At 39.2% G+C, this 15,301-nt stretch carries 15 protein-coding genes and 1 tRNA gene; 5 read left to right on the plus strand and 11 right to left on the minus strand.

What is annotated here, in order from left to right:
* Positions 1-8: 8 nt before the first annotated feature.
* Both D8S85_RS15545 and D8S85_RS15550 read right to left on the minus strand, forming a co-directional pair.
* Positions 9-632 (minus strand): HAD family hydrolase, encoded by a 624-nt coding sequence (locus tag D8S85_RS15545; protein WP_106481398.1) that lies wholly within the window; start codon positions 630-632, stop codon positions 9-11.
* Positions 633-658: 26 nt separating this feature from the next.
* Positions 659-3,067: a TonB-dependent receptor gene (locus D8S85_RS15550; protein WP_106481399.1), complete on the minus strand. Its 2,409-nt coding sequence runs from the start codon at positions 3,065-3,067 to the stop codon at positions 659-661.
* Positions 3,068-3,787: 720 nt separating this feature from the next.
* Here D8S85_RS15550 and D8S85_RS15555 point away from each other — a divergent pair.
* Positions 3,788-3,872, plus strand: a tRNA-Leu gene (locus tag D8S85_RS15555).
* A gap of 300 nt (positions 3,873-4,172) precedes the next feature.
* On the opposite strand, the gene D8S85_RS15560 is transcribed toward D8S85_RS15555, so the two are convergent.
* From D8S85_RS15560 to D8S85_RS15600, 9 genes are all read right to left on the minus strand, one after another.
* Complete coding sequence (locus tag D8S85_RS15560; RefSeq protein WP_106481400.1) at positions 4,173-4,568, minus strand: hypothetical protein; 396 nt, start codon at positions 4,566-4,568, stop codon at positions 4,173-4,175.
* Positions 4,569-4,792: 224 nt separating this feature from the next.
* Positions 4,793-5,062: a hypothetical protein gene (locus D8S85_RS15565; RefSeq protein WP_106481401.1), complete on the minus strand. Its 270-nt coding sequence runs from the start codon at positions 5,060-5,062 to the stop codon at positions 4,793-4,795.
* Positions 5,063-5,073: 11 nt separating this feature from the next.
* Complete coding sequence (locus tag D8S85_RS15570) at positions 5,074-5,679, minus strand: hypothetical protein (RefSeq protein WP_127075362.1); 606 nt, start codon at positions 5,677-5,679, stop codon at positions 5,074-5,076.
* 233 nt (positions 5,680-5,912) lie between these two features.
* Positions 5,913-6,179 carry a hypothetical protein gene (locus tag D8S85_RS15575; RefSeq protein ID WP_106481403.1) on the minus strand — a complete coding sequence of 89 codons (267 nt, stop codon included), beginning with the start codon at positions 6,177-6,179 and terminating at the stop codon, positions 5,913-5,915.
* 250 nt (positions 6,180-6,429) lie between these two features.
* Positions 6,430-7,365, minus strand: coding sequence for a phage/plasmid replication domain-containing protein (locus D8S85_RS15580; protein ID WP_106481404.1), 936 nt, complete (start codon positions 7,363-7,365; stop codon positions 6,430-6,432).
* Between the two features lie 30 nt (positions 7,366-7,395).
* Complete coding sequence (locus D8S85_RS15585) at positions 7,396-7,950, minus strand: hypothetical protein (protein ID WP_106481405.1); 555 nt, start codon at positions 7,948-7,950, stop codon at positions 7,396-7,398.
* Positions 7,947-8,237, minus strand: coding sequence for a helix-turn-helix domain-containing protein (locus D8S85_RS15590; RefSeq protein ID WP_106481406.1), 291 nt, complete (start codon positions 8,235-8,237; stop codon positions 7,947-7,949). The genes D8S85_RS15585 and D8S85_RS15590 overlap by 4 nt, the downstream gene beginning before the upstream one ends.
* A 199-nt stretch (positions 8,238-8,436) precedes the next feature.
* Complete coding sequence (locus D8S85_RS15595; protein WP_106481407.1) at positions 8,437-9,861, minus strand: hypothetical protein; 1,425 nt, start codon at positions 9,859-9,861, stop codon at positions 8,437-8,439.
* A 5-nt stretch (positions 9,862-9,866) separates the two neighbouring features.
* Positions 9,867-11,051 carry a tyrosine-type recombinase/integrase gene (locus D8S85_RS15600; RefSeq protein WP_106481408.1) on the minus strand — a complete coding sequence of 395 codons (1,185 nt, stop codon included), beginning with the start codon at positions 11,049-11,051 and terminating at the stop codon, positions 9,867-9,869.
* 661 nt (positions 11,052-11,712) lie between these two features.
* On the opposite strand from D8S85_RS15600, the gene D8S85_RS15605 reads away from it, so the two are divergent.
* The 4 genes from D8S85_RS15605 to D8S85_RS15620 are packed head-to-tail and all read left to right on the plus strand — an operon-like array spanning position 11,713 to position 14,954.
* The gene (locus D8S85_RS15605) at positions 11,713-11,916 is read left to right on the plus strand and encodes a peptidase (RefSeq protein ID WP_127075364.1); all 204 of its coding nucleotides are present in this window, start codon (positions 11,713-11,715) and stop codon (positions 11,914-11,916) included.
* Positions 11,917-11,962: 46 nt separating this feature from the next.
* On the plus strand, positions 11,963-13,459 hold the full coding sequence (locus D8S85_RS15610; RefSeq protein ID WP_106481410.1) for a leucine-rich repeat domain-containing protein: 1,497 nt from the start codon (positions 11,963-11,965) through the stop codon (positions 13,457-13,459).
* Positions 13,460-13,477: 18 nt separating this feature from the next.
* Positions 13,478-14,185, plus strand: a complete 708-nt coding sequence (locus D8S85_RS15615) for a hypothetical protein (RefSeq protein WP_106481411.1) — start codon at positions 13,478-13,480, stop codon at positions 14,183-14,185.
* A gap of 31 nt (positions 14,186-14,216) precedes the next feature.
* Entirely contained in the window at positions 14,217-14,954 is a 738-nt protein-coding gene (locus tag D8S85_RS15620; RefSeq protein WP_158641610.1) for a DUF4595 domain-containing protein, read from the plus strand.
* Positions 14,955-15,301 lie beyond the last annotated feature (347 nt).

Here is a 15,301-nt window from a genome sequence, read left to right on the forward strand (position 1 = left end):
TTTTACGTTTAAAAATTAATTGTTGCCCGTTGTTTCTTCTCTTTTAGCCTTTCCCGGATTTCCTCGTAGCCTTTATGCCTGTCGGTGAAATGTATCGTGTTTATTCCTATTGCTTGTGCGGCTTTCACGTTTGGTTCAAAGTCATCGATGAATAGAGTTTCTTCGGGTTTTAAGTGGTAGCGATTCAGAATCAAGTCATAAATTTCCCGGTCAGGTTTCACCATGTGTTCCAAGGCGGATATGACTTGCCCGTCAAAATACTTGAACACTTCCCGCGTTTTCAAGTAATCGTAGAAATCGGCCGACATATTGGAAAGACAATAAAGTTTGAATCCCCGTGTGGAAAGTTCTTTAATCAAGGCCTCGGTTTCAGGAATGGGAGTTAATGAATGTTTCACGTGTTCAATGAATTCATTACAATCTTCGGGAGGGCAGCCGGATAGAAGAGCAACTTTGTCGATTAGTTCTTGACGAGTGACGTCTCCCCGGTCATAGTCCTGCCAATCATTCAAGAAAAGACTGTTTTCTTTGACAAAATTTACAAGAATAGGATTCCCTTTGAAGGTCTCAAGCACTCGTTTGGCATTCCATTCAACAACAACTCCCCCTAGGTCGAAAATAATGTTTTTCATATTCTCAATATTAATCGGTTATTTGTTTAAAAATCAATAATAATTCCAACGGACGGCAGCAACGTACCCGTGTCATTCTTGATGCATCTCATCAGGTAGTGATCCGGGCGTTCGGGGTCAATTTTGTAACTTCCGTCCGCGTTCTCCTGTGGAACGAGTAGGTCGGGGCTTTTGGTCTTGTGGTTATAGATATTCTGTATATCGGCATACAGGATTAACGACCATTTTTTGAAATAAAAGCTCCGGTCAACCCGAATGTCCAGTTGGTGAAACGAGGATGCCCGTTCGCTGTTGTAACGAGAGTAGTCGAGATAAGGTTGCCGTTTAACATTCCAAGCCGCGACAAGCGAACTGGTTTCCGGGTTGTAAGGAGTAAAGGGCGCCCCGTTCGCGATCCGCCATTTCATACCGATATCCCAAAGGCCCAGCTTGCGGGTTGCCGTGAGGGAAAGAATATGGCGGTTGTCCCAACTGCTGGGTATATATTCCGAGATCGGGTGCAAGTCATGATCCATTTTTTTGAACTCGGAATAATAATACGTGTAAGCGAGTGAGGCCACTATCCCGAATAACTCTTGTGTGCGTATCATCAGTTCAACCCCGTATGCACGTCCTTCGCCGAGAGATCTTACAGGTTCGTCACCTACCGCCACGTAATCGGTACCTTTATTGGCCAGCACGATACTATCCAGCAAAGAGACGGGGTAATGGTCGTACGTTTTATAAAATCCTTCCAACGTGATTCTCGTCCGGCTACCGGGACGATATTCCAAACCCATGACATAGTGGTTCGTCCCGATATACTTCAATCCGTTTTGCTTGTTCACTAATTTCCCGTGTTCGTCGGCATATCCCATCGTGGTGTATGAAGGAAGCTGGTAATAGCGTCCGGCATTCGCGTTGATAAACCATTCGGGCGTGAGCGAGTAGGAGAGCGACAGCCGGGGGGATATATGTTTGAAAGGATTATTCATTCCGGCAGTATAACTATTCCCGTCAACCCGAACCCCTATTGACAGGGCGAGACGTTCCAAAAAGAAATTTTTACTGGCTTGCCCGAACAGGGACCATTTGAAGAAATCAAAATCCGTGTCATAGCGTACATGATTCAATTCCCGAGAGGTGTATAATTCCCTCGTTGTCTTGTTTTTGTAAGTAGCGTGTTCGATTCCGGCCCCCGCGTTCAACTTGATATCGTGCCGTAAAAAATGATTGTGTTCGAAGCGGAATTTATTCTCTGTTTCACCGGAATTGTAATCCACCAACTTTGTTTGACTTTTATCATTATTGGCGTATTTCTCGATTTTATTTTGCAAGGTGCTGCGGCTGAGCACGAAGAGGTGATTCCAACGATCCCCGTAATGTTTGTAGGTAATCCCGATCGTGTAGCTCCATTGCACACTCTCCGGCAGGTAGTTGAGCATGTATCTTTGGTCATCATCGGGATCTTTCATCCCTTTGTTGAGATTATTGACATCGTAAGCCCCGATGCCCAGTAGGGTCAACTCGTTTTTCTGGTTGAACTTGGTTTCCGCCTTGAACTGGAAATCATTGTATACAGGCAGAAAGGGGAGGCCGATCATGTCGAACAGAAATTTCAGATAACTCCTGCGTGCAGACATGATGAACGTGGTTTTAGGAGCCAGGGGACCATCCAAAGACAAACCGAAATCTGTCGCGCCTAACGTTCCCCGCACCTTTATCTTGTCCGGGTTTCCCGCTATTTGCCGGAAGTCGAGCAAGGAACTCATAAGGTTTCCCCGGGAGGCAGGGAACGCTCCCGAGTAGAAATTTACTTCTTTCACGAAATCGATGTTCACGATACTGACCACGCCTCCCGATGCCCCTTGCGTGGCAAAGTGATTCAGGTTGGGCAATTCCACGTCGTCCAAGTAGAAGCGGTTTTCGCTGGGACCCCCTCCTCGGACGATAAAATCGTTTCTGAAAGCGGGAGAGGAGAGAACTCCCGGCATGGATTGTAATACTTTCGATATATCCCGGTTCCCTCCCGGGTTCTTTTCTATTTCGGCAATCCCGATACGTTGTAAGGAAACTGGACTTTCCACTGTTTTGCGGAATGGGTTGGCCTTGACCGTTACTTGTTCCAAGTTGACTTGGCTTTCTTCCAACTCCACGTTTACCGTGCGTTCCGAAGCGGTGTTTACCAAGAATTCCTCCGATAGTTTTGTGGTATAACCCACGCTGCTTATCTCCAGGCGGTTATAACCCAGTGGAACATTTTCTATGCGGAAGTATCCATTCTCGTCGGTAGCCGTACCTGTAGTTGTTTTCCAGATAACCACGTTGGCGAAAGGTACGGGTTCATTGTTTTTACTATCGACAACTCGCCCCTTCACGACTCCTTTTTGTTGAGCGGAAAGACAAAGTGGAAGAAATGATAACAGGGTAAAAACAAATCGTACTATAATTTTCATGTTGCTTTTGTATCTCTTGCAAAAGTAATTAAAATAACATGAGTTCGAAATAAATCAACATAAAACAAGGAGAGCGACCACGCGAGGACTTGTAAAGAATTAGAGGAGAGAGTTATGGGAAAATAATCCGGTATATAGTCCGATTTAATACACGAAATCAAGATTGAAACAGGATTACATCCGGATCACTACCGTGTAAAACGCTATTAGAACGCTATTAGAACGCTATTAAAACCCTATTAAAACGCTATACAGAATAGCGTTCTAATAGCATTTTAATAGCTTACTAAAAATTTTATACACGGTAGAGATCTGCTAGTGATCCTGATTTGTTATACTTTTGTTGTTTTAACAGTGCCTCTATATAGTATGAAATGATACAATACATATCGAATGCTTTTATCTCTATGCTTGTAATACTCGAAAAAAATAATTTAATCCTTATATCGGACTTACGTTAAAATAGCTGATTTGTCAACAGGGAGATCGTCTAAATCTAATTCCAAAGTTCATTCAGGGGTGTAATCAGGTCGTAATATGCTTGCCCACTTTTCTCGTCTTTTTTCAATAGAGTGATGTGTGAATGAAAACTATTTGATTATCTTGATATTATGATAATGTAAAAATGTTATTGTAAATATTTTCTATTTTTTCTTGTAAAAAAAAGGTCATTTTGTTTGGAGATTGAGAAAAAACATCTACTTTTGCACCCGAGTTCACGCCCAGGTGGCGGAATTGGTAGACGCGCTGGACTCAAAATCCAGTGTCCCTTAAAGACGTGCGGGTTCGATTCCCGCCCTGGGTACAAAAATCCCCTCTTAATCATTTGATTTTGAGGGGATTTTGATTTTGCGGGGCGCAAATAGGGTGCAAATTTCAACCACAACGTGAAATAAAAGGGAAATCAATCCTGCTAGGATCTATTTTCTTGTTAGGATGAATGTGGTTATAAAATCGGTAACAAAACGGGATCACGTGTTTTGCTGCTCGTTCAAGCTTGACGCATCAGGTTTTATTCTGTCAACGCTTGTTTAACGCTTGATTTCATGAATAAAATCCCCGGCCATGATTGGACCGGGGACGCTTGCAAACTGGATGGGTGATGTTAGTATCTGTTGAGGAAGTTTTTAACCCGTTTCACGTTGTCGGGTTCACAATAAAGGTTTACCAGCTCTATTTTATTGCTTGAAACATACATATACCCCGATTCTTCCAACCTAAAAATAATACAATCGTTACCAAAACGCCATCGGCAAACCTTGTCACCGTTATTGTTGAAAATAGACGGTTTACAGACGGTTTTAATGTAATCGTTGATGATATTGCCTTTTTCAATCTCGGCTGGTACTTCTATGTAGATTTTGCCGCCTTGTTGCACGTGAATAAATATTTTATCCCCGTTAAAATTGTCAACGTACATGATGTTGGTTGCATCTTCATGGATTTTCTCTAGGTTGCACGGCCAGTTCTTTAGGTTCGTGTAAGTGTCTTGTGATTTCATTTCTAGTAAATTTAGGGATAAAAAAAGCCCATTGTTTAGGTGTCCTCGGCTCTACTAGTTGCCGTGTGGGTGTTTCCACTACCACCACCATGCAAAGGGCAAAATACGTTCATTACAACCGCTTTAGGCGATCGCTAGTAGATTTAGGGGTAGCAAATCTAGCTATTCTCTCTTGATGCTCAAAATTTAATTCAAGAAATATGTAGATGAATGTTGTTTTCATATCACTCCTTGCCCGGTAAACTTTGCGCCCACGATCGAGCCAAAGCCTCGCCAGACGTGGTAAAATCATCCTCGTTGTATTCTATCCCTAGATACATGCAAATAGCCTTGTTCTCAAACGTTGCCCGTCTCGCCCAGTTATCATAGGGATTGTTGGCGAGTTCTGGTTGTTCTATCCCTGTCACGTTGGCAAAAAAACTCATCCTGCTTGACGGGTTCTCGCTTAATCGCCTTTGCAGCTCGTCAAATCTCTTTCTCTCGCTCGTTGTCATGTTTTCCCGGTTTAAATAAATTCATACGCTTCTTTATCTTCATGGAAATTACCGTCACCGTCTAGCCAGCATAGGCACCTGCGGCCATCCTGTGAGGTACTGATTCCCTTGCCAAAATTGTCGTTACCTACAACAAACGTGTTTAACTCGTCAATCGCCTTTTTCACGTTGTCAACAAGTTGCAGGGCGTGTTCCCGTTCTCCTGTCGGTAGGATCGTGTATTCTCTCTCCTTGCTTTCCATCCAATCAAGGGAAACGCTCACAACACCCCCGTTGATCTCAAACGCCTCTATCTCCAAGGGGGTAGACGTGTGATGTAATAGAGTATTTTTCAATTCTTTAGCGTTGTTCTCGATGGCCTCGTTCAATCTATACAGCGTTTCTTTATAATCGGCATCACGCTTGAAACTGATTCTTATTCTTGATGAATCTTTTTGCGCCATCTCGATTGCTCGATCATGCAAGATCACACACGATGAACCCAAGTCCCTCAATTCCCCGGTTTCAAAAACAAATCCCATCTCGATCATGTCGTTCACGATCGTCTGGATTTTTTCAACATTCATTTCATGACGCTTGACCTCTCTATCAAGCCCGTTTTTTTTAATTGGTTCCATAAATTTTAAAATTGAATTGTGTTAATAATATTTTTACTCTTACCGTGATGTTACCCTTTTACCCTTGACCTAACCTTGACCCAATTTTTGTTTTTACCCTTGTCCTAACCTTATCCCGTTCTGGTGACACCCTTGCCGTAATCTTGCCGTGATTTTTTTGTTTCCCCTTGTTGTAGTCCTTGCAATCCTCACCATTGTATCACCTTGAAAGTGTTGATGAGGTGAAGCTCTAGTTAATCCTTTATCACTTCCCTGATCATTCCCTTGTTCCCAAACACGTCAATGCCGGGATGATCCCTCTTGAAATCGTTGATGAAGTCTAGCCCCCTGTCGGTTCCAAGAAACTCCTTGATGTTATCCCCTAAACCTAGGATCTTGACAATATCATCGGCATTGAAAAATATCTCCCCGGTTTTCTCGTCTTGCATCACTTGTACTGGGGTATCTTGAAAGTGATCCATGAAATAAACGTAGTTTTTATCCTCTCCTGTCTTTTGCATGATGTGGTGTTTTTGTTCTCGTTCCAAAATATCGTTTTAACACTTGATGTATTTTTGGTCATTCATCCCAATTCATGAATTTGTTACCAAATTTTGGGTACATCTACCACTTATTATAAGACACCCTAACGATATTTTCCCATGTTCTGCTTCTCACTCGATTTGTGATTATGTTAATAGTGTCATTTTTACTTTTAACGGTACACTTGTACCCAATTTTTGGTAACAACTTGCATATTACCCGTGGTAACTATACGTAAGCCCCCACGTTTTTAATTTCATCGTCTAGTTCCTTGACCAGTCCATCGGAAACGGTCACGCCCGCCTTGGTTGCCACGTCTTGTATTTTTTTCTTTAGCCGTGTGTAGCTTTTCCTATCGTCAAAAACTTTAGCCTCTTTCAATTCTTCCATAAAAGTCGCTATTTGCGTTTGGTCGCTTTGGTTGATAAGACGAGCAACCAACACGTCAAAAGCGTCGGAAACGGTCTTAATCTCGCTCATGATGTCTGTTTTTACTTGGTTTAACTTGGATATTGCAAAATAGTTTTCTTGGTATTTTCTCACCATCAGATGGTAAAAGACACTTTCTGATAGGGTTGAGGCGGTAACCTCTGGCACGTTCATTTGTTGGGGTAATCGCCCGTTGAACCTCATTTCATACTTTAACAAGTTAGCGTTATCAAATCCATCTGGTAAAACCATCCCTTTAACCCTTGCATCTGCTTTCTTGTCATAAAAAGCTAGTACCTTGTGTTGGCGTGGGCTTTGGGGTTTGTAGTAAAGCGTCCCCACGTCAAAATGATACCTCAACAACTTTGGCGTGTTTCCCAATTTTGAAAGGTAATTCTCTACCGGGTGCCTCATCACAAAAGCTCGTCCAAATTCCATGCTTGTAACCTTGGCATCGGCAACGTCCAAATGCAGGCTATCCGATAGCTTTGTTATCGCTTGCCTCGTGCCGTGGCGATCTAACGGGTAAATGTTGTTTGGATAAAGAAACTTTGCCAAACTCCCTATTATAGAGATTCCACCCGTGTAAATTGACACTTTCAACCCCTCCAGGCTACCAAAGGTGCAAACCTCTCCCGTTTCATGATCCACGTGATCTTTTGCTTTATCAAGGAAATTACTAACATCGGGGGTATCCCTTGTCCTCATCACCCATAACTTTACCTTGTCGTACATTGTTACCAAATTTTGGGTACAAGTTACATATTACCGGGTCGAGGCTTCCACCCGTTTTGCTTGCTCCCTTAAAGCCTTTATAGCCTCGTCAAAACCTCCCATCATGAGTTGCTTGCAATATGAAGCGATCAATACTTTTGCACCCTCTAGTACAATCAACTCTATAATGTCGGGTTTGATTTGATCTTTGGTTGTTGTCGCTGTTTTATCTTGATGAATGATGAAGAGAAAACCGTCATCCCGGTATTCAAAAAACGGGTTAGGCTTTTTATCTTTAGAGTAGTTTTTGTCTGCCAGAGGATAACCATAAGCGTAACCGCTTAGTTTTCCATTAATGAAATATTCTTTTAACCCAGTAAAATTGAGGCTGTTTTTAGCTTGTAATTTCATGGATGGGGCATTATCTTTCTTGCTGCCGCTATCCTTGCTCACTTGCAAATACATTGATACCTTCCCGTCCCTACCTGTTATTTTTTCCATCGGTGGGTAATACCCCGCCTCGGTTGTTATTACGTATTTGGGTATTTTCCCGGATCCCGTGCAATCTTCCATCTTGGCATAGTAGCGTATATTTGGAGTGATCATAGAATACCTCCTTTCTTCATGCAGTAATTTTGCGCTTTTTGCTCGATTTCTTCACTCGTGGCTACTCGGTTCCTTTGTAACCATTGCTCTAGTTCTACTCGGTTGAAATAACACATCTTTCCCATCGGTTTAAAATGTGGTATCTCGCCCCTCATCGTGAGCTTGTATAAATAACTCTTTGAAATACCCATGTAGCGGGCTGCCTCGTCACTCGTTAATACTTCCTTTGTGCAAAATATAGTGTTAGCTGTCACCTCGTTGGCAACCTGTTTTAAATCCTCTGTCATGCCTTTTTTATTTAGAGGGTTTGGGCTGTCTGGGGAAAGGTGCAAGACTTCCCCGTCTTTGCCTGTGTAATCTTCTGGAATAGTCTTGCACTTGCTATCCATCAGACTACAAGGGCAAAGGTAGAGGGTAAAAAAAGATAAGAAAAGGGGCTACAAATAGTCTATTCATAGCCCCTATAAAAACACTTACTTTTAGTGTCTAATCATTGAAAATATTGTTGTTCATTTCATTTCTCCACTTCTTTACATCGGCTCTTTTTGCTTCATTATCAGCGTTGGTTATAGATGCAGATAGTTTTTTTACACCAAAAAACTCCTCTAATTTATTTATAGGTCTGGGAGAACTGTATATCTTATTGCAAAAATACCCTAATCTGGCTTGCCCTTTCTCGCCTCCATACATCCATTTATAGTTGCTATCTTCTTTCTTCATATAGCCCACATTAATAGCTTTGGCAAAATATTTTCTGGCTTTCTCTGTGTCTAATTCACTTGGTAAACTTATCTTATCTGTTGTTTTTTCATTATTTCCGGCCTCTTTGGGTATTTTTCTTGTTTCATGCTCACCGTCAATTATGTAACTACAATCTATTTGTTTTTTAAAGAGGAGATCTTGTACAAATTCCCCTATTTCAGTTGAAAGAAGATAGTTGCAAAGAGGTTTTAGATATTCTTTATCGCCCTCTCCCCATCTATAATAGCAAAATCTTATTTCTTTTTTCATTAGTTGTTCCCCTATCCATTGAATTAGATTGCACGCTTCCTTGTAACCGTTATCACTTTCTTTCAAATCTACATCTTCAAACCATTTTATAAGCCCTTGTAATAATAGTATTTGTAGTAATAATCCCAGGGTGGATATATCATCTAATTCTTTTAAAGTACTTGATATATGGTTTCTTATTCTGTTGGGCTTATCTGTGTTATCCCTAATGAAATATATCAAACTCTTTATAGTTTTCAAATAATATTCCTTTATTGTGTCATTTTTCAACACGCTATCCACAACACCATAATTTTGTAAATCTCTATAAAGGGATTCTAAGCTGCACTTAATTCCATAGGCTTCTATATCAAACCATTCATCTAAACTCTCATCTTCTTCTGGAATATCAGTGATGTTGCCATACAGCCCTTTACCCTCTTTGGCATTCTTTTCCATTATTGGATTTATTACATTGCTCATTATCTCTTTTGAGGCAAAAATCCTTATTGGTATAAACTGCCATTCATTAGTTTTGGTTATTGGCTGGCATCGCTCCATTTCTTCCTTTATATTCAAAGCGGCTCTTTCTTGCATATTCTTTTTACCTACTATTACAATGTTTGCATATTTGGAAAAGTCTTTGCAAAAAGCCTCATCATTGGCAAACCCTGTTTTTTCAAGTGCTTTTTGTATTGTGTCTTGGTTTGCTTCATCGGGTAAAGTACAACCAATATTCCAGCCGTTTGTATTATACACACTCTCTTGGCTGTTATCTATTTCATATATTGCTTTAAATACTTTTTCAAAGTCTGGTCTATATAACGCCTCTTGCTCTTCACACAAACTAACAAATTGGGTTTGTAGCTCCATCCATTCTTTACTTGGTTTAGGTTTGTTACTTATTCCTGTTTCTTCCATGTGGTTTATAATTTAAGTTCAGGTAAACTATTTATTGCATCCTCTTTCAACTTATCCACGGCACGGGTGTACTTCTCCGTGTGTTTTAGTCCAGAATGCCCCAAAAGGCTAGCCACGGTCTTTATATTGGCTCCGTTGTTGAGGATGTTCACGGCAAATGAATGACGGGCACAATGCCAAGTAATATGTTTTGTGATCCCGGCTCTAGCCGTCCAGTGTCTTAACGCTTTTAGGCACATGGTATGGGAGGGAAGTTTAAATATTACCTCATCCATGTTATCAGGTGACGAGGGGTGCCCAATGAGGGAAATTAAGCCATCATTCAAAGGTATCACCACGTTACTAGCCTTGCTGTGTCCGCTTGTCTTGTTTTGCTCAAATGATAAAAGCCTGTTTGGATAATCCACGTTTGAAAACCTTAACCCCACAACATCACAAAAGCGGATGCCCGTGTAAAGGCAAAATATAAAAGATCTTCTTATATCGGGGTTTTGGCCTTGATAGTGGGTGTTTAGTAACATTTCAATCTCTTCAAGACTTAGAATGTCCTTTTTAATGACTTGATCGTCTATTTTGCAAGTGATACCGTTGCATGGGTTTTTGTGTATTACATCATGTTCCTCGGCATACTTGACTACCTTTTTGAATCGTTGAAATATGGTATGTGCCCCTTCTCCCGTGCAGATACTTTGCAAGTATTCAACAAATTCTAATATCAAATCCCGGTTTAGGTTGTTAGGTTTGATGAAATTGGCATAAATGGGGTGTTTTTTTGCAAGGAACGCTTTAAATTTAGCTAGAGCCATCATGATAACCCTAACGTCTTTCTTTTGGTAATTGTCGATGTAGTTTTGAAAGTAATCCAAGAAATTGATGCTATCTTTCTTGTCTAGCCGATACCCCAATTTCCCCGCTTTAAGTTCTTGTTCTCGTTCAAACCTGATCTTTTTGGCTAATTCCAACGTTTCCCGGTTTTGTTGTCTTTCAAGTGGGGTTCTTGGGGCTTGCCAGATATAGAGATTTAAAAATTCTTTTTTCCTGATAATCTTTACCACTTCTTTATCTTTCTCCTCATCATATTGCTTTGAATAGCCTAAATAATACTCTAAATACAAACTTATTTGCCCATCAGAAAGTGTTTTTTCTTTTAATTTGGGGTTATCTGTTACTTTTGTGTCATTCTTTGCCATTTTTTGTCAATCTTATTTACCTTTGTTTCCCTTGTTTGCAAAGGTATAATAATATTTTTTCCGGGGGTGCAAATAGGGTGCAAAAATCAACAAAAAAAAGAATGTTTTATGAAATTAAGAGAAAAATATAATAATGTAATTATTTGCAAATCAGATGTAATTGTTGCTTTTGATTTCTTGTTTTTCTATGGGTTTGTTCCCGCCCTGGGTACAAAAAATCGAAAGATAACCCTCTTGGTCAGATGATTGAGAGGGTTTTTCTTTTGTGGGTGCAGAGGGAATCTTGAGAATAAATTCTTTTATTCCGTTGATTAGCCTAATTTTGCCTTACAGTCACCCCTGTGAGTGTTTGTAAAATGCCAATTATTATTTATTTTTGTGTACTGTTTAGAGTGATCTGGGCAGTAACATATTTAGTAAAAGGCGTTTAGTTTTTATCCTCACTTTGAAAATCGCCAATTTTTGAGTTACAGGGATAAACGGTACAAACGCTCATGCTTGCCATATATACAATTCTGTTATATATACTGGTTTAGCGTGGGGTGACTGTTTATTTGTAACAAGGTGTTTGGCGATACCTCAAAGTGAATAAACTGAAAGTTCCCACGCTTCTCTTTTTTTAACTGCTTTTCTGGGAATTGAAAGCACAAATATGTTTGTTATGGCTAAATATTTGTGGAAAGTTGATGTCGTGAAAAATGCAGGACAATTAGTTAAAGGCATGACCGTTGAAATCATCATGGAGAATACAAGTGCTAAACCACAGGCGAAACACATTATCGAGGCGATAAAAAACAAGTACGGTGTCACCGTGTCTTCATGTCATTGTACGACTAGTAATTTCAATTTTCAAAAGTTAAGTTAGTATCGAGGAATCTAATAATGGCATTGAACTAAGAAAGAAATGTTTTATGAAATCTTATTTATTTTTATTGTGCATTCTTTTTTGCTTTGCTTGTAGCAAGGATAAAGATTCCGGTTTACCGGATTTGCCGGATATACCGGAAGAACAGGCAACTCTTTCGATCTCATCTTCTCGTTTCCTATTTTCTTCGGATGGGGGAACAGACACGTTGTCTATCGTTTCCAATTACACGTGGACAATCACGGCGGCAGATGCATGGTGTCAACCTTCCGTTTTCTCGGGATTCGGGGATATTGATGTACAAGTACTGGCAAAAGCGAATCCTGACACCGAAGACCGAATTACCCGCTGGGTGATAAACGCTGGACGTTTTTGTTCTGATACCGTTTATTTCTCCCAAAGTTTCAAGGACGGGAATTTGAATTTCTCAGATGTAGAACTCCAAAAGTATTTACTCAAAAACTATGACAAAAATCATGATGGGTATTTATCCGTTTCGGAGGCACGTGAGGTAATGGGGATTGCTATACAAGGCAATTATTTGAATCTCGATGGTTTGAACTATTTCCCAGAACTTCGACTTTTGTCTTGTTGTCCTTTAAATTTTGATTCACAATTTGGTTTACAGAAATTGGATGTAAGCCACAATAAGTATTTAATGTCTTTAGATTGTCGATTTAATCAATTGGCAGAATTGGATCTCTCTCGAAATTTGGGCTTGGAATATTTGTGGTGTTCTAGTAATAAAATAACAACTTTGGATTTGAAAAATCATAAAGATCTAAAATCCTTATATTGTGACGATAATCAAATCACGAAATTGGGTTTACCTGAAAATGCAATGTTAGAAGATCTTGTATGTGATAATAATCAACTTGCTTCCTTGGATGTAAATTCCTGCCCGAACTTGAAATTTTTATTGTGTGGAGATAATCCCATTCAAAATCTAGAGATTACTAATTGTCCTCAATTGGCTTCCTTGTCATTTCCTAAACAATTGGAATCTTTAAAAATAAGTAATAATAGCGGATTGCAGAAGCTTAGTAATATTTCTCATGATGGTTGTACTACTCAATTAAAATTCTTAGAAATAGAGAATTGTACAAAGTTGCAATCTGTTTCTTGGGGTTCGATAGAGGAGGGGCAATTATATTCGTTGTCTATCAAAGATTGTCCAATTTTAGAAAAATTAGATTGTTGGGACAATCAAGTCACGAATTTGAATATTAGTGGTTGTACTTCTCTAGCAGAGTTGGACTGCGCTAGAAATCAACTCACAACTTTAGATGTTAGTGGTTATACTTCTTTGAAAGAATTGTACTGCTATGGAAATCAACTCACGACTTTAAATGTTAGTGGTTGTACTTCTTTGAAAGTATTATGGTGTTATGATAATCAACTCACAACTTTAGATGTTAGCAGTTGTACCTCTTTAGAAAAATTGACTTGTTATTCTAATCCCAATCTAAAAACAATTTATAAAAAGAAAGGGCAAGATATAAATATATTAGCACCTTTGTATGTGGAAATTATTGAATTATAATACTTAATACTTTAATTTATGGAAAATCAATTCACTCAAAAACTAAATCGTTGGTTGCGGGAAGTGGCGGATGGTTGTCACGAGATAGTCACGAATCCTACCTACAACATGGACATGGACTTTTATGCTTTCCAATCTAACGTAAGTTTTCAACCCGAACTAATGATTATTGGTAGTAATCCTGGGGGAAATAAAGAATATTCAACGATGAATCGTGAACAAGGACGGGAACGTCGTACTGCAAATAACTTGGGAATTAGTGATCATAACCAATTTCTTGTAAATGATGGTTGGGGGAGTATGAGAAGTTTGTGCGAGTTGTTTTCCGGACCAATTTTACGTCCTGTCTTTGAAAAAGCAGTGATCACGAACATTGTATATTTCAACACGGGTAATTTCCAAGAATTACGAAAACGCATGAATCAGGGTGGACGGGAAGCGTTACAATTTTGCGTGAAGAAGAACATGGAATTAATCCGTCTAGTATCTCCCAAACATTTACTATTAATGGGGATTCCTGCACGAGATAATTTGCGGCCGTATTTTGATAAGCCTCTACAATCGTTGTTGGTTACCCCCGTGGAAAAATATAATTTAATTCAGGAAACCACGTTAAATGGTATTCCAACCTATTGTATCCATCATCCCTCTCGTAATTATAAATTCAATACGGGAGAAAATCAAAATCTTAAACGAGCAGTGTTTGAAAAGATTCTGTCTAAATAAAATTATCATGTATAACTTAAAAGAGGAAATTATGAAAAGAATGTTTGTTTATTTATGGGTAATGATTTGCAGTTTGGGATTTACCGCTTGTTCTGATGACGATGGTAATGGTGATACCGAAAAAGGTTATAAGGTAAGTAAAATTACAGCTCACTTTCACGAGGACGAAGATGAAGATGAAATTCGTACATACAGTTACGATAGTCAAGGCAGAATGATTAAATGCGTGTATGATGAAAACCAGATTGTTACCTATACTTATAAAAGTAACCAAATCGTAGTGAACGGGCTTGAAGACGGGGAGGAGATATGGAAACTGAATGATAACGGATATATCGTACAAGGAGAGAGTGAAGATGAAGAGATTGCATACACTTATGACAACCTTGATCAATTACAGAAAATGGAATATACAGACGGTGATATTCACATCTTTACATGGAGAGACGGAAATATTGTAAAAGTTGTTGAGGCATTCGGTGAGGTGTACGAAAGTACGAGCGAATTTACTTATTCTTCCGTAGAAAATAAAGTTGATTTTGATTTTTCTTCTTATCTTGGAGACTACCATTTTTACGATGAGCTTTACAATGGTTCGTATTTTGGGAAACCCAACAAAAATTTAGTGCTCACTTGTCAAACAAAAGAAGGGAATGAGACGTCCAATTACCGTTATGAATACTCTTTCAATGAAAACGGTTGTGTTGAAAAAATATTACAATATGAAGATGATGTTTTGACGGTTACTCATATTGTAGAGTATCTCTAATTCTCCTGGGTATATTCATTGTTTTATATAAATAGAAAATGAGGGCGTGTCACATTGGCAAACTTTTTTTGTTTGATAATTGATTGATAACCAGTAGTTAGTTTCGCTTAAAAAAGCTAATCTCTACTTATAAGCATACATAGAGGGTTTCAATAACCAACTGATACTGAAGACAAAAGTATATAAAAAAGTCGGATTGTAAAACACTGGAAAAGAACCTTCTTTTATCAATCAAGGAAATCAAAAAGTGTATAGAGCAAAGTGGCGCATGTATGGTATAGATAATTCCGTACATGCGCCACTTTCTTAATCATCTGATTTGCATTGATTTACATTAATTGTTATTA

It is taken from the genome of Butyricimonas faecalis (genome assembly GCF_003991565.1).
GTDB lineage: Bacteria > Bacteroidota > Bacteroidia > Bacteroidales > Marinifilaceae > Butyricimonas > Butyricimonas faecalis.

Bases quoted from the DNA above. Each gene is read 5' to 3' on its own strand.
- D8S85_RS15545 (WP_106481398.1), bottom strand. From the start codon at position 632: ATGAAAAACATTATTTTCGACCTAGGGGGAGTTGTTGTTGAATGGAAT.
- D8S85_RS15550 (WP_106481399.1), bottom strand. From the start codon at position 3,067: ATGAAAATTATAGTACGATTTGTTTTTACCCTGTTATCATTTCTTCCA.
- D8S85_RS15560 (WP_106481400.1), bottom strand. From the start codon at position 4,568: ATGAAATCACAAGACACTTACACGAACCTAAAGAACTGGCCGTGCAAC.
- D8S85_RS15565 (WP_106481401.1), bottom strand. From the start codon at position 5,062: ATGACAACGAGCGAGAGAAAGAGATTTGACGAGCTGCAAAGGCGATTA.
- D8S85_RS15570 (WP_127075362.1), bottom strand. From the start codon at position 5,679: ATGGAACCAATTAAAAAAAACGGGCTTGATAGAGAGGTCAAGCGTCAT.
- D8S85_RS15575 (WP_106481403.1), bottom strand. From the start codon at position 6,179: ATGCAAAAGACAGGAGAGGATAAAAACTACGTTTATTTCATGGATCAC.
- D8S85_RS15580 (WP_106481404.1), bottom strand. From the start codon at position 7,365: ATGTACGACAAGGTAAAGTTATGGGTGATGAGGACAAGGGATACCCCC.
- D8S85_RS15585 (WP_106481405.1), bottom strand. From the start codon at position 7,950: ATGATCACTCCAAATATACGCTACTATGCCAAGATGGAAGATTGCACG.
- D8S85_RS15590 (WP_106481406.1), bottom strand. From the start codon at position 8,237: ATGACAGAGGATTTAAAACAGGTTGCCAACGAGGTGACAGCTAACACT.
- D8S85_RS15595 (WP_106481407.1), bottom strand. From the start codon at position 9,861: ATGGAAGAAACAGGAATAAGTAACAAACCTAAACCAAGTAAAGAATGG.
- D8S85_RS15600 (WP_106481408.1), bottom strand. From the start codon at position 11,051: ATGGCAAAGAATGACACAAAAGTAACAGATAACCCCAAATTAAAAGAA.
- D8S85_RS15605 (WP_127075364.1), top strand. From the start codon at position 11,713: ATGGCTAAATATTTGTGGAAAGTTGATGTCGTGAAAAATGCAGGACAA.
- D8S85_RS15610 (WP_106481410.1), top strand. From the start codon at position 11,963: ATGAAATCTTATTTATTTTTATTGTGCATTCTTTTTTGCTTTGCTTGT.
- D8S85_RS15615 (WP_106481411.1), top strand. From the start codon at position 13,478: ATGGAAAATCAATTCACTCAAAAACTAAATCGTTGGTTGCGGGAAGTG.
- D8S85_RS15620 (WP_158641610.1), top strand. From the start codon at position 14,217: ATGAAAAGAATGTTTGTTTATTTATGGGTAATGATTTGCAGTTTGGGA.